10 protein-coding genes are annotated in these 13,124 nt (G+C 64.8%); 3 read left to right on the top strand and 7 right to left on the bottom strand.

Annotated elements, in window-relative coordinates; genetic code table 11:
- Positions 1–587 precede the first annotated feature (587 nt).
- Complete coding sequence (locus ABXH26_RS19840) at positions 588–881, top strand: hypothetical protein (protein WP_353568848.1); 294 nt, start codon at positions 588–590, stop codon at positions 879–881.
- 3 nt (positions 882–884) lie between these two features.
- Here ABXH26_RS19840 and ABXH26_RS19835 read toward each other — a convergent pair whose 3' ends face one another.
- The 5 genes from ABXH26_RS19835 to ABXH26_RS19815 all read right to left on the bottom strand — a co-directional run bounded on the left by ABXH26_RS19835 (position 885) and on the right by ABXH26_RS19815 (position 8,285).
- Positions 885–2,183, bottom strand: coding sequence for a glycosyltransferase family 4 protein (locus ABXH26_RS19835; protein ID WP_353568847.1), 1,299 nt, complete (start codon positions 2,181–2,183; stop codon positions 885–887).
- A gap of 72 nt (positions 2,184–2,255) precedes the next feature.
- The gene (locus ABXH26_RS19830) at positions 2,256–4,409 is read right to left on the bottom strand and encodes a glycoside hydrolase domain-containing protein (RefSeq protein ID WP_353568846.1); all 2,154 of its coding nucleotides are present in this window, start codon (positions 4,407–4,409) and stop codon (positions 2,256–2,258) included.
- Positions 4,410–4,687: 278 nt separating this feature from the next.
- Positions 4,688–6,763 carry a vWA domain-containing protein gene (locus tag ABXH26_RS19825; RefSeq protein ID WP_353568845.1) on the bottom strand — a complete coding sequence of 692 codons (2,076 nt, stop codon included), beginning with the start codon at positions 6,761–6,763 and terminating at the stop codon, positions 4,688–4,690.
- Positions 6,764–6,785: 22 nt separating this feature from the next.
- Entirely contained in the window at positions 6,786–7,277 is a 492-nt protein-coding gene (locus tag ABXH26_RS19820; protein ID WP_353568844.1) for an RNA polymerase sigma factor, read from the bottom strand.
- 99 nt (positions 7,278–7,376) lie between these two features.
- Positions 7,377–8,285: a cation diffusion facilitator family transporter gene (locus tag ABXH26_RS19815; RefSeq protein WP_353568843.1), complete on the bottom strand. Its 909-nt coding sequence runs from the start codon at positions 8,283–8,285 to the stop codon at positions 7,377–7,379.
- A gap of 83 nt (positions 8,286–8,368) precedes the next feature.
- Between ABXH26_RS19815 and ABXH26_RS19810 the strand changes: the two genes are divergently transcribed.
- The gene (locus ABXH26_RS19810; RefSeq protein WP_353568842.1) at positions 8,369–8,728 is read left to right on the top strand and encodes a hypothetical protein; all 360 of its coding nucleotides are present in this window, start codon (positions 8,369–8,371) and stop codon (positions 8,726–8,728) included.
- A gap of 8 nt (positions 8,729–8,736) precedes the next feature.
- Here the strand turns inward: ABXH26_RS19810 and ABXH26_RS19805 are convergent, their stop codons facing one another.
- Positions 8,737–9,531 (bottom strand): ABC transporter ATP-binding protein, encoded by a 795-nt coding sequence (locus ABXH26_RS19805; RefSeq protein WP_353568841.1) that lies wholly within the window; start codon positions 9,529–9,531, stop codon positions 8,737–8,739.
- A gap of 147 nt (positions 9,532–9,678) precedes the next feature.
- Here ABXH26_RS19805 and ABXH26_RS19800 point away from each other — a divergent pair, with 147 nt between their 5' ends.
- The gene (locus ABXH26_RS19800) at positions 9,679–10,107 is read left to right on the top strand and encodes a hypothetical protein (protein WP_353568840.1); all 429 of its coding nucleotides are present in this window, start codon (positions 9,679–9,681) and stop codon (positions 10,105–10,107) included.
- Positions 10,108–10,114: 7 nt separating this feature from the next.
- Here the strand turns inward: ABXH26_RS19800 and ABXH26_RS19795 are convergent, their stop codons facing one another.
- Positions 10,115–13,093 (bottom strand): protein kinase domain-containing protein, encoded by a 2,979-nt coding sequence (locus ABXH26_RS19795; protein WP_353568839.1) that lies wholly within the window; start codon positions 13,091–13,093, stop codon positions 10,115–10,117.
- Positions 13,094–13,124: the final 31 nt, after the last annotated feature.

Raw genomic sequence — 13,124 nt, 5'->3', positions numbered from 1 at the left:
CTCCCACTCCGCCCATTCCAACCGCGCGAATCAAAAAGCACTTTTCAGAGCCCTTTGCGCGCGGCGCACGATTCAACCTTTTCCATTCCACCCGGACTCTTGCCGTTTTTCGGAAACCCACCGAAACCTCATCGCAAGCGACTTACTCCCAGTGCTTTCCGAACCTCAGGCGTCCGGGCCAGTGCTTTGAAAGATCTTTTTCGAGGGGACTAAAAAGCCGATCGAACCGTCCCAGGCGACCCTCAGGTCCGACCCAGAAGCTCCGATCGACTTTCGTCTCTCGTGTCGCGCACCGTGGCGCGGCGGGCAGGAACCTACACGGGCCGCCCCCCCGGTCAACACCTTTCGACACCTTTTTTCAGAAAAGTTTTAAAGGCCCGGATTCACGCCGATCCGGAGGCGCGGTGGCAGGGAGCCGGGAGAGGTGGCCGCACGACCCGCGACCCTACCTCATCCGGCGAGACCGAGCCAACGCCCCAGGCGGCGGAAGGTCGCAAGAGCAATTCTTCTACTGCTTTTGCAGTAGTTGGGACAATCCGAGACAGACCCGGGTTGCCACCCTTCGGAATCCGAGTTCTCCTCGGTCCATGCAGACTCAGGTGCAGCCCGCCGATCCCTCCGAACTCTCGACCATCACCGATGTCATCGCCGCGCTGCGGGCGGAGGGGCTCCAGCCGAAGCACGAGTCCAAGAACTGGGGCGACTGGATTCACCTGCGCGGGAGCACGACGGTGATCAGCATCGAATCGCTGCGCGGCCTGACGGGATCGGCGACCATTGAACTTGGTGAGGATGAAGACGATGGTCCCGCCATCCTTCGTGCTTTCCACCAACTTGGCTGGGTAGGCATGGACGATGAGGGGGAGTTCTCGCTGGCCTGAGGGTCAGGCCGCTTCAGCCTTGGCAACCGCTCGATCGATCAGGTTTTGCAGGATCACCGTCCGATCGAAGCGCAGGGCAAAGGCGCGTCCGACACGAGAAAGCTCCTCACGTTCGGCGTCGGTCATTTCCGCGATCCGGTCGAGGCAAGCGCGAAGCCCATCGACATCGCCCGGCTCGTGTTCGAGGCAGTGGCCGCCGCTGGCTTCGGGAATCCCGCCGGTGCGGGTGGTGATGACCGGGCCGAGGCCACCGGCGAGCAGCTTCTCGGCGACGGCGATGCCGAAGGTCTCGACGAACTCCGGTCGCGGCTTGCTCGGCAGGCACCAGGCGTGGCAGCCGTGCATGAGCGCTCCCTTTTCCGCATCGCTGACGTCGTTGAAGACCCGGACGTCGCCGAGCTGGGCCGCGATTTCCCGGATCTCGCCGAGGGCCGGTCCGTTGCCGCAAACGATCAGCTCCTTCGAGCCGCGGAGCTTGCAGTCCTTCCACGCGGCGAGAAGATCATCCACGCCCTTGGCTGGCGCGATGCGGGAAAGAAACATGACGTAGCCATCCTTCGTGAGTCCGCGGGCGCTCAGCACTTCCTCGACCCGCGCCTGATCCCGCTCGATCTTGAGGTAGGTCTCGGTGTCGATGGCCGGGTAGCTGATGCCGACCCTGCTCTCCAGCTGGCCGGCGAAATGGGTGCCGAGATGCTCGTCAACCTCGCGTCCGGCTTTCACGATGAGGTCCTTGGTGAAACGGCTGACGGCCACCGGATGGTCGTGTTCGAGATAGTTGGAAAGCAGGATCTGCGCGGCACCGAGGCGGCCTTCGGCGAGGGCGTTGCCGACGACGTTGGTGATGTCCGAGCCCACGGCCTCCCCGACGGTGAACACCGAAGAACGGGTGCCGGACATGCGAAAGCTGTTCACCGCGCGCATGGTCATCAGGCCGTGCGGCACGAGGTAGAGATCCATCAGCATCGTGCGACCGGGCAGCTTGTAGAGCAGATCGACCAAGTGCCCGCCGATACCGAGGCTGAGCCGTCCATCGAGCACCTTGTAGTCGCCGAGCGGTTCCGGTCGATCGACCGAAATGCCGGGCGAGTAGGGGCTGATCGTGGCCTGGTCCTTCAGTGGCAGGCCACTGTTTTCCAAGGTGTGCAGCGGGTAGCTGACGATGTGGACGTTCTCCATGCCCATGGCCAGCGCGGCTTCGGCGAGGTTGCGGGCCTCGGTGGAATGGCCGCAAATGATGGGATCCGCACGCACGAGAAAAACGGCGTTCTGGATGGGCTGCTGTCGCTCAGGATGAGTCATCGGTCCGGGAAAATGCAGGCTGCGGGGGAGTGCTTGATTCGCCCGGGTGCATCTTCCGTGCCAAGGGAGGTTTCATGGCTTGAAGCTCGGCGGCAGCCGGCGGGTTCCGAACTCCGACGGCTCGTCACTCATGGTCAGCCGGAGCACGCCACCACTCCGGAACTCATCCAACTTCAGCCACGCGCGGTCCAGCGGCCGGCCGTTGAGCGTGGCCTCGCGGACGAAGACTTGCTCATCGCCGTGGTTGTCGCACTCTACCGTGAAATCCCCGCCCGGCAGGTGCCACGTCGCCTTGGGAAACAGCGGGCTGCCGATCAGCACCAGCGGCTGGCCGCAGACGGGAAACAGGCCCGTCGCGCTCCACACCAGCCACGAGGACAGCCCTCCCGAGTCGTCGTTTCCCGGCAATCCCCCCGGGCCCGTGGTGAAACGGCACTGCATCACCCGACGTACGACGCGCGCCGTACGATCGTGCCGGCCCGTATAAAGATAGGCGTAGGGCGTTTCCATGTCGGGCTCGTTGTTGAGCCCCTCAAAGCGGAACACCCGCTCGCCATGCGCCGGCTCCTTGAAGCCGAAGAACTTGTCCAGCAGGGCCACGAAGCGCGCGTTGCCGCCCGCCAGGTCGATCCGCTCCTGCATTTCGTGGAGGAAACGGAAGGAGTAGTTCCAGTTCTCCCCCTCATAGTAGGTCGAGTCCTGCCGCAGCAGGCCGGTCGCCGGATCGAAGGCATTCCGCCAGTGCACCGACATCGCCGTGGCCTGGTCGTGAATCACCTGGTGCCCCAGCGCCCGCGCCATCCGCGCCATGCAGAAGTGGGCGTAGGCGATGTCCAGCGTGTGCGACAGCGGATCGACCACGAAACGCCGGCCGTAGTCGCCGAAGCGGCTCTTCCGCCCCTTTCCGCTCTGGCTGGTGCGGTAGAGCAGCGTCAGCACCCGATCCCAATCCGCCTCGATTCCGCGCAGCCGCGCGTCCTCGAGGATCGCGTGGCAGAGCCCGGTCGCCTGCTTCGTGAAGCGATCCGGCACGTTGTCCATCAGATAGCTGATCGGGAACACACCCTCGCGCTCCGCCACCTCGCAGAGGAACTCCACGAAGGCCGCGCCCTTCTCCGGCCACAGCGTCATCATCAGCGGCAGCTGCGTTTTGTAGAGGTCCCACAGCGTCGACAGATCCAAGAAAAACGGGCCCGGCTTGCGCGTGAACGGATTCTCCCCGCTGAAGTCCGCCGGCTTGAGAAACGAATGGTAAAGCGCCGTCGCGAACATCTCGCGCTGGTCCGCCGTGCCGCCTTCCACCTCCACCTTGGAAAGCACCGATTCCCACGACTCGGCCGCCTCCCTCGTCGAGGCCTCGAAGTCTCCCGGCGACTCGATCGCCACCGCCGCCTGCTCCGCCGACTGCAGCGAGAACCCGAAAGCGAGCTCCATTTCCGCCCCCGCCTCGCCTCGGAACCCGAACCCAAAAGTCGGGCGGAACTTCTGCTTGTCCAAGGTCAGCTCATAGGCCTCCCCGCCCGTTTCCTCCTCGTCCTCCCACACGAAAGGCACGCCGCCCGGACAACGGCAGTGGAAGTGGATCGGAATGCCCTCCATCACCACCACGCCCGACACCGCATCGCCGCTGGCGCGGAAATCCGCGCCCTGCGGGTAGGTGCCCATGTCATCGATCAACAAGCCGCCGGCCGACACATCCACGGCCACCGCCGTTTTTTTCCCCTCCGGAAAACGATAGCGATGCCGGATCCCGCGGGGCAGCGCCGTGACTTCGAATCCGACCTCCGTTTCCCCGAAACGACCCGCATAGTAGCCCGGCCAGGCGCGCTCATCGGGCAGCGGCCGGCGCTCGGTCCGACCGTAAAGGCCGTCGTCGCCGAGCGGCGTGGTCAGCAGGTAATTGTAATACATCCGGATCCGCCCAGTGCCGCTCTGCTGGAAATGCGCAATCCCCAGCGCCTCGTGTTTCGCGAAAGCCACCGGAGGCGGTCCGCCATCGAGCGAAAGGCCGTAGCGCCCGTATCCGGTCACGTAGGCACCCGAGTAGGCGCAGGCCGACACCATCGCGAAGGGCAGCGACGCGCCCGGGTGGGTGTTGCCGACCGGCGGCTTTGCCGTCCACCAGGTCGCCGCGATTCCTTCGGGCACCGGCAGCTTCGCCTCCACCGTTCCGAGGAAAGGATCCACCGCGATAAGGTGCGGCAGATCCCGGGGTTTCTCCATCATGGTCCGGAGCCTTCAAGCAGGAGCCGGACCAACGGGTTGAGCTCCGCCACGGGCTGCACGTAGTTCCCCCTTCAGGGGGCTGCACAGGTCCGGTCGCTCGCCTGCCGCAACCCCCTGAAGGGGGAACTACATTCAGCCTCAGTCCAGCTTCTCGATGCAGTCGCCCGACCGACAGGTTGAGCGCCGCCACGGGCTGCACGTTGTTCCCCCTTCAGGGGGCTGCACAGGTCCGGTCGCTCGCCTGCCGCAGCCCCCTGAAGGGGGAACTACATACAGCCTCAGTCCAGCTTCTTGATGAGTTCGAAAAACTCCGCCCTCCGCTCTTCCGGGTCGTCGGCCAAGGCCGGGCGGGCGATTTCTGCGACGCGGTCCCACGGCACCTCCTCGACCTGCCCGCGCAGCTTCATCCCGAAAAGCGCGACCGCCGAGGCCATGCGGAAGTCGTTCCCCGCGTCCTCCCATTTCACCGGATCACCGGTCACGGGCGACTCGATCAAACGGCTCTTCTCGCCCTCCGGATACTTGTAGCGCAGCTTCAGCGTGAACCAGTCATCGCTCTCCACCAACTCCTTGCGCTCCGCCGGCTGCTGATAGCGCAGGCCATCGACTCCGCCCGTGTCCGGGCCATCCACGCCGACCGGCACGATCTCGTAAAACGCCGTCACCGTGTGACCCGCGCCGATGTCGCCGGCATCGACCTTGTCGTCGTTGAAGTCCTGGTTGCGCAGCACCCGGTTCGCATAGCCGATCAAGCGGTAGGCCTTCACCTTGCCGGGGTTGAACTCGACCTGGATCTTCACGTCCTTGGCGATCGTCACCAGCGTGCCGCTCAGTTTCTGCAGGAAAATCCGCTCCGCCTCACGCTGGCCATCGACATAGAAATAGTTGCCGTTCCCGTCGTTGGTGATCGCCTCCATCATCGCGTCGTTGAGGTTGCCGGTGCCGAAGCCCAGCACGCTCAGGCTCACGCCTTTCGCCGCCTGCTTCTTCACCAGCTCGACCAGTTGGCCCTGACCGGTGGTGCCGACATTGAAATCCCCGTCCGTCGCCAGGATCACCCGGTTCACGCCGTCATCGACGCGATGCGAATCCGCCATCTGATAGGCCCGCGCCAAGCCCGCGCCGCCATTCGTCGAACCGCCGGATTCCAGCTTCGTCAAAGCCGCCGCCGCCTTCGATTTCCCGGCCTCGTCGAGCAGCGTCGGCTCCAGTACGACGCCTTCCGTACCCGCATAGACCACGATCCCCACCCGGTCGCGCTCGTCCAGCGAATCGATCAGCACCTGCATCGATTGCTTGAGCAGCGGCAGCTTGTCGCTCGACTGCATCGAGCCCGACACATCGATCAGGAACACCAGGTTCGACGCCGGCCGCGCATTCGCCGCGATCTCCTTGCCCTTGATCGCCACCCGGGCCAACAGGTGCTCCGGCTGCCACGGGCAGGTCGCCAGCTTCGTGTGGACGGCGAAGGCATTCCCCTCCGACGGCGGCTCGTAGCGGTAGTCGAAATAATTGATGCACTCCTCGATCCGCACCGCATCCGGCTGGATCGCGCGGCCTTCCAGGATCGCCCGCCGGACGTTCGTGTAGGAAGCCGTGTCGACATCGATCGAAAAGGTCGAAAGCGGATCGTCCCACGGCGACTTCCAGGGCTGATCGACGAGCTGGCCGTAGTTGTCGCGGGAAAACTCCTCGGCATCCGCCCCTTGGAGCAGCTTCTCCTTCGGGAGAGATCGTCCGGGCACGGGGAACCATTCAGATCCACGGGACCGCAGACGCTCTTCCACCGGAGGCAGCAGAGCTAGGTTAGGCTCAAATCCTGCTCCGCCCACATCTCCAGGCATCCCTCTCAAGTCGTCCAGTCGCCTCGTTTGTCCCTCACCTGCCGGAGGAGCGACGATCCGAGGGAGAGGCCGCGAACTCGGTTCGTCTTGAGCAAAACCGTCCAGATTTCCCTTCGTCTGGGGTGCTGCTCCATGGGGCGGAGCCGTAGCCGGCTCGACAAACAGACCCGTCAACGGATTCTCATCCGCGACCACCGGCTCAGAGGGCACGCTTGGTTGCATTTTCGCGTCCGCCAACTCCGGTGCCTCCATCACCCTCCTCGACTCTACTGGCGCGCTCGTCGGATGATACGCGATCACCGGCTCCTCCTCCGGCTGGCTGTGGTAAACCACCCAGCCACCGATCATGATCGCCGCCGCGGCCGCCCACGGCGCACCCCGCCGCCAACCGCCACCGCCGGACTTTTTCTCGTCCAACGCCTCCTCGATCGAGGCCAGCAGCTTTTCATCCGCTCCGCCCTTCGCCTGCTCCTTCAGCAGCGCGTCCATCAAATCATCTTCGTGTTTCATCGCTCCAAAATCGGTTCGGGGTTCAGTCATGGCGGGACAGGCAGAGGCGCAGTGCCTCGCGGGCCCGCTCCAGGCGCTTGCGCAGCGCCGCAGCGGTGGTGGAAAGCAGTTCGGCGGCCTCGTCGGACGTACGACCTTCATCGTAGGTCACCCGCACCGCCTCGGCCATCGGCCCGGGAAGCTTCGACCGGCACTCCGCCAGCCGCGCAAAAAGCTCCGCGTCCCCCGGTGCCTCCCGGAACGGCTCCTCCAAGCGCTCCAGCGTCTTCTCATCCAGCGCGACCTCCCGCCGGTGCCGCCGACAATACTCCCGCCACTTGTTGCGGATGATCCCCCGCATCCAGACGCCGAAGTCGCGGGTGGCATCGAACTTCGCGAGGCTCTGCCACGCCGCGACGCAGGCGTCCTGCACCAGATCGCGGGCGGCGGCATCCGATTTCACCAACGCCGTGGCGTAGGCCAGCAGCCCCCGGTGATGCCCCCGGATCAGATCGGAAAATCGGGTTCGGTCCATGGTTGGAGGGAATTCGAGAACAGGTGCGGCTTGCATGGCTTCACGGTCCATTGACCGGAGCCCGCAGGATTGTGACATGAAACTCTTTCCTCTACTCCCTCATCTCACCTCCCAATCCTCCTCGTGATGCTCCGCGGACCGGGGCTCGAGGTGGGTGATCACGCGGCCGTCCGGCTCCAAGGTCGCCGCCACTTCGGCTTCGATCTCGGTCGCGATCTCGTGCGCCCGGTGGACGGTCATTTCATCGGGGAAAACGAGATGCAGCTCGACCCAATGCGTGCGCCCGGAGTGGCGGTGGCGGAGGTTGTGATAGGAAAGCCCGTATTTCGCACAATCGGCATCGAGCAGGTCGCGGAGCTGTTTTTCGACCTCCAGGTCGGCTTCGTCCATCAGGCCGGCGAAGCTTTCCTTCAGCAACTTGAGGCCGGTCCAGAGCAGCTTCGCCGCCGCCAGCGAGGCGAAGATCGGGTCCCACCAGACCCAGCCGGTCAGGCCCACCAGCAACAGCGCCACCAGCACGCCGGCACTGGTCCAGACGTCGGCCAGGACGTGCTGGCCATTGGCACGGATCAGCTGCGAGTGCCGCCGTTTCCCCACGCGGATCAGGGCCAGCCCCAGCGCCATGTTCACCGCAGCCGCGGCCCCGGTCAGGATCATCCCCGCGCCGAGCGAGCTGATTTTCACACCGTTGACGAACTGCAGGATCGCCTCATAGCCGATCAACAGCGCGGCCGCGGCAATCATCGCGCCCTCCAGCCCGGAGGAAATGAAGGCCACCTTGTCGTGACCGAAGTGGTGGGTGTCATCCGAAGGCTTGTGGGAAAACCGCAGCGCCCAGGCCGCGAAGCCGACCGCCAGCATGTGCGTGACCGATTCCGCCGCATCCGAATAGATCGCCGATGAGCCCGTGATCACGGCGGCCGTCACCTTGACGACCAGCAGCACGATCGCCACGCCGAGCGACCAATTCATCACCTGGGTCTGGTCATTACTCGGCAGGCGGCTCATCGGGGGCGGCAGCATCCAAGGCCCGGGCCGGCTCGGCAACCTCCGATCGCTTGCGAACGCCACGATCCATGCCACGGTGACTCATGGCTTCCCCGACATCCGACGACCAGAAGATCTTCGCCCTGCTCAAGGACCGCCTCCGTGAGGCCGAGGCCGAAACCCGCGCCGCACTGGAGGAGACGCCTCCCGACCATCCGCTGGCCGCTCCCGCGCGGAAGCTGCTGTCGGTGCATGGGGAGATCCGCACCCGCCTGCTGGACAGGTTCGAGCACCGCATCGATCCCAATCCCACGGCGACCGAGGACGACCCGGTGGTCGGTGCCGAGTCCGTGCAGATCGAGCGCGAGCAGCACCACGTGAAGAAAAACGAGTTCACCGAGGTGGTGAAGGCGCTCTTCATGTGGCGCGATGACCCGGTGCAACGGGTGAAGCAGAAGGTCTGATCCCTCCGTCAAGCAGGGCGAACCGCGCACCAGCCGTCCAGCCAACGGGCCTTCAGAGGAAGTCCGTAGAGATCACTGAGGCCGGCGGCGGTCATGACGCCGCGTTTCCGCCCATCGGCGAACACGCGGCCTTCCTTCAAGGCAATGACCCGCTCCATTTCCGGCGGAATCTCGGCCGGATGATGGGTCACCAGCACCACCGTGGTGCCGTGGGTCATGAGTTCCCGGAGTAGCCGCGTCAGCTCGGTGGTGGCGGCGAAATCGAGGGCGGTCGAGGGTTCGTCGAGCACCAGCACCTGGGGTTCATGGGCCAGCGCACGGGCGATCAGGAAGCGTCGCCGCTCGCCCGATGACAGCTCGGCAAAGGGGCGCTCCACCAGGGCTTCCACCTCCATCCGGTCGACCGCGCGCGAGGCCTTGACGCGCTCCTTTCGAGAGAAACGCATGAAGGGAGTGCGACCGTAGGCTCCACGAAAGCCCGAGAGCACCACGTCGAAAGCCAGCTCATCGGGATCGAAACGGGCGACCTCCTCCGGCATCACCACGCCGATGCGATGGCGCAGTTCCTCGATGTTCCAGAGTTCCTCATCGAAAAGGCGGCAGGTGGAGCCGCGCCGGGCCTCGCACCGCAGCTCGCCGGTCAGCAGCTTTAACAAGGTGCTTTTCCCCGAGCCGTTCGGTCCCAGGATGGCCACGCTCTCGCCCGTCCGCAGATCCAGCGAGACCTCCCGCAAGGCCGGTTGCCGGGCGTCGATGCCCCGCCACACGTTCACCTTCTCCAATTTCAGAAACACCTCGCCCATGGCCGCAAACCATGCTTCGGAGCGTAGGAAATCCAGCCCAAATTCAGGCGGTCCCGTCACGAACCCGGCCGCTCTTTGGGGGTGACGTCTCCCGGCACGCCGTGTATGGTCCCGCCCGCGGTGCCCGAAAGGCCCGTCGTTTCCCGCATGAAAGTCCTCCTCGCCCTGCTTTTCCTGCTCGTCCCGGTCATCGGATCGGCCGCGCCGGCGAGCATGATCGAGGCGGCCAGCAAGCGGGAGCTGCCCTTGGGCGTGACGGTCGACATCGTCTCCAGTCCCGGAGACAAGGTGGACGTGACCGTTTGCCTGATGAGCGGCTTCAACGAACAAACCGAGGGTTTCTGCGTCGATGGCGTCCTGGAATTATGGCTCGGCGGCGAGATGATCGGAGAGGTGCCGGTCTCGCGCTACGACGACTGGGGTGTTTCGAGTTTTGAATTCCGGGTCTCCCGCTCGCTCCTCCCGGAGGCCGAGTTCTACCTTTCGAGTTACTTCCTCAACGAAGACCAGCTCACCGACGGCGTCGAAATCGTCCGCATCCAGCTCGGGGGGTTCCCGATCGGGTCGCCCGATTGATGGGCCGTCATTGCCGCCGCTTGGCCTCGGCGATCAGCGCCTCCAGCGCGGCGATTCTTGCATTCAGCGGCCGGAGGTCGGGATGCCGGGTCCCGAGACCTTCCGCCGCCCGGCCCGTTTGATCCATCATCAGCTTGGTCAAGCGTTCCTGCGCCAGCTGGAGCGTGGCCTCATCCGGAAGCTCGGGATGCCGTTCCCGCAGCACCTTGAGTTTCGCTTGGGTGGATCGGACGTTCGGATGAACGTGCCCCAATCCTCCCGCCTTTTGCGTCGCAAGCTCCTCGACGAGATCGAGGTAGACTTCCGCGGCCGGCCGCTCGTCGTTACCGGCCGCCTCCCGTTTTTCCGCCGCCGCTTCCAGCTGGCCCGCCAGGTAGCCCAGCATTTGATCGAGCGGTACGTTCTCGGTCGCGGTCCGCAGCAGGCAGTTCTTCCACCCCTGTTTCGTTTTCACGAAAGACATCACCACACACTTCCCACCCAGCTCCTTCGCCCCCACGCAGCGCACCACCCCGAGGTCACCTTTCACCATGGATTCACCCGTTTTCAGGTCGAAACCCTCGCGGCCGGTGACCTGGCGAAAGCGCTCGCGCAGCTCGAAGGCGAACGCCGGCAGGGCATCCCGCCAGCCCGGGATCCGGTCCACCGCAAGCTCCTTCAGGGCCGCCTCATCCTTGTCGCGGATCGCAGCGGTCATCCGCAGCGCGGCGTCCTCGATGAGCACCTGATCGCGGGTCGTCGGAGGATTCGGGTCCGGGCCGGCTATTTGGGAAACGAATTCAACTTGGGAGACGACCAACCCCGGAACGGTTTTCTGCTTCGGCCGTCTCGGCTCGCTGTCCGTAAAGCCGTCCCAACCGGGCGCGGACTTCACCTGATCGATTCTTCCCCGGAAAGTCAGCAGATCCCCGGGCTTCCAGGCACCGGCATCGTCCACGGAAAACCAAGGCCCGATTTCGACTTCCCCTCGGGTGGATCCGCCCATTGAAGTTCCGCCAAGAGGTTTCACCCCCGACATGCTCAAATAGAATTCAGGCTCCTCGGCGCCCTCCGCGACAAAGCGCAGCTGCGGCACGAAATCGTCGGAATCCTGGAAGAGCGACGGAAAGAACCGCACTCGGACCCGCTCCGTTTCGATCTTCCACACCCTCGCCTCGAGGGTGATGGGTCGAGCCACCAGCGAGCTTGCGGACTTCAATGCCGCATCGAGCGCCCGCTCCCGGGCGATCTGGTTTCCCTCAAGCTCCTGCGCCTCATCGAAGCTTTCCGCGAGATCCTTGATCTCCTCTCCGGAAACCATCGCCGATTTCCTGCCTCGAATCTCTTCCAGCAAGCGCTTCGAGTCCTCGCTGTGGGCCGCGGATTGATCGAGCCGACGGGCCCACTCCTCGGCCTCGTCATACCTCCCCTGAAGGAGATAGAGCCTCGCCAGCCCGAACCATGCCGCCGTGGCATTGCGATCCGCGGCTTGGTGAAGATAGCGCTCCGCCTGCTCGTCGTCCCGCTTCGAAAGCGCGATCTGGCCGAGCCCGTTCAGGGCCGCCGGATGGCCCGGCTCAAGGGCGAGCACCTTGTCGAAGGCTTCTTCCGCCGAATCCGGATCCCCCGAATTGAGGCAGGCCCAGCCGAGGCCATTCCAGGCCTTCGCGTCATCGGAGCGCAACTTCACCGCTTCCTCGAACTTCGCCCGCGCCTCGGTGGGCCGCCCTGACTGCCAAAGCTTCCATCCTTCGTCGGACAGTTTCCGGAAACCACCGTCTCCCGATTGGAGCAGCACCGGCAGGACGATCCCGACCACGATGCCCGCTGCCACCGCTCCGGCCACCGGGGCTACGAGGGAGGGACTCATCTTTTTCCTCCTCCTCGCCACCATTTCGATGATGGCCGCAAGGCCGACCAAGCCCAAGAAACCAAACATCCCGAAAAGCCGCTGCCACCCCTCAAAACCCTCCACCTTCCCAAGGAACCCGAGAAACCCGAGGCTTCCCAAGCCCACTCCCCAGCGCACCAGCGCACAGGCAGCCGAGGAGCGGAATCCCGGCAGCGACCTTGTTTTCGGGGCCTGTGGGACGTCCCTCCCGCCGCGCGTCATCGTCTCCACCACCGTCCGGAACTCGCCCGCGGTCTGGTAGCGGCGCTCCGGCTCCTTTTCCAAGGCCCGCAGCACCATCTCGTCGATCTTCACGTCGACCTGCACCTTCCGCGACGGTTCTACGAGATCCGCCGTAGGTCGTTCGCCGGTGAGCATTTCATAGAGCACCACGCCCAGCGCATAGATGTCCGCCCGGCGGTCCACGTCGCCCTTTCCCTGCTCGGGCGCCATGTAGGGCGGCGTGCCGGCACGTTCACCGGTCGCGCCGACCAGCGAAGCGATCCCGAAGTCGGCGATCTTCACCCGCCCGTCCCGGTCGAGCAGCAGGTTCTCCGGCTTGATGTCGCGGTGCACCACGCCCTTGCCGTGCGCGTATTCCAGCGCCTCGCAGATCGGCGGCACGATCGCCAGCGCTTGCTCCGCCTCCATCTTCCCCTCCCTCAGCAGGTCGCGCAGGTTCACGCCATCGACATACTCCATCACGATGTAGTAGAGCCCGCCGGTCTCTCCGTGATCGAAAATGGTCACGATGTTCGGATGACTCATCTTCGCCAGGGTCTTCGCCTCCCGCTCGAAGCGCTCCGCGAAGCGACCCTCATCTCCCTCGCCGGGAACCAGCACCTTGATGGCCACCCAGCGGTCGAGCGATTTCTGGCGGGCCTTGTAGACGATGCCCATGCCTCCGCGTCCGAGGCACTCGACGACTTCGTACGACGGGAAACGGTCCTGGATTTCCTCCGGCGTCGGCGGGGGTGGCGGACCCTCGTCATCGCTCTCCGAGGCGAAAGTCCGGCTGGCCATGGCTTGGCCGAGGAGGCAGGCGGGACAGAGCCCGTGCGTGGTTTTCTCAGGCAGCGGGCGGCCGCATTGCGGGCAGGTGGCTTGCGTGTTCATCTCACCGTTCCCTTCACGTTCTCCCTGCTTT

The sequence above is a fragment of the Haloferula sargassicola genome (assembly GCF_040362925.1).
Lineage (GTDB): Bacteria > Verrucomicrobiota > Verrucomicrobiia > Verrucomicrobiales > Akkermansiaceae > Haloferula > Haloferula sargassicola.
This window is presented reverse-complemented; position numbering and strand designations above follow the sequence as displayed.

Excerpts from the sequence above, each read along its gene's own strand:
- ABXH26_RS19795 (WP_353568839.1), bottom strand. The coding sequence starts at position 13,093 with ATGAACACGCAAGCCACCTGCCCGCAATGCGGCCGCCCGCTGCCTGAG.
- ABXH26_RS19805 (WP_353568841.1), bottom strand. The coding sequence starts at position 9,531 with ATGGGCGAGGTGTTTCTGAAATTGGAGAAGGTGAACGTGTGGCGGGGC.
- ABXH26_RS19810 (WP_353568842.1), top strand. The coding sequence starts at position 8,369 with ATGGCTTCCCCGACATCCGACGACCAGAAGATCTTCGCCCTGCTCAAG.
- ABXH26_RS19825 (WP_353568845.1), bottom strand. The coding sequence starts at position 6,763 with ATGAAACACGAAGATGATTTGATGGACGCGCTGCTGAAGGAGCAGGCG.
- ABXH26_RS19835 (WP_353568847.1), bottom strand. The coding sequence starts at position 2,183 with ATGACTCATCCTGAGCGACAGCAGCCCATCCAGAACGCCGTTTTTCTC.
- ABXH26_RS19815 (WP_353568843.1), bottom strand. The coding sequence starts at position 8,285 with ATGAGCCGCCTGCCGAGTAATGACCAGACCCAGGTGATGAATTGGTCG.
- ABXH26_RS19800 (WP_353568840.1), top strand. The coding sequence starts at position 9,679 with ATGAAAGTCCTCCTCGCCCTGCTTTTCCTGCTCGTCCCGGTCATCGGA.
- ABXH26_RS19830 (WP_353568846.1), bottom strand. The coding sequence starts at position 4,409 with ATGATGGAGAAACCCCGGGATCTGCCGCACCTTATCGCGGTGGATCCT.
- ABXH26_RS19820 (WP_353568844.1), bottom strand. The coding sequence starts at position 7,277 with ATGGACCGAACCCGATTTTCCGATCTGATCCGGGGGCATCACCGGGGG.
- ABXH26_RS19840 (WP_353568848.1), top strand. The coding sequence starts at position 588 with ATGCAGACTCAGGTGCAGCCCGCCGATCCCTCCGAACTCTCGACCATC.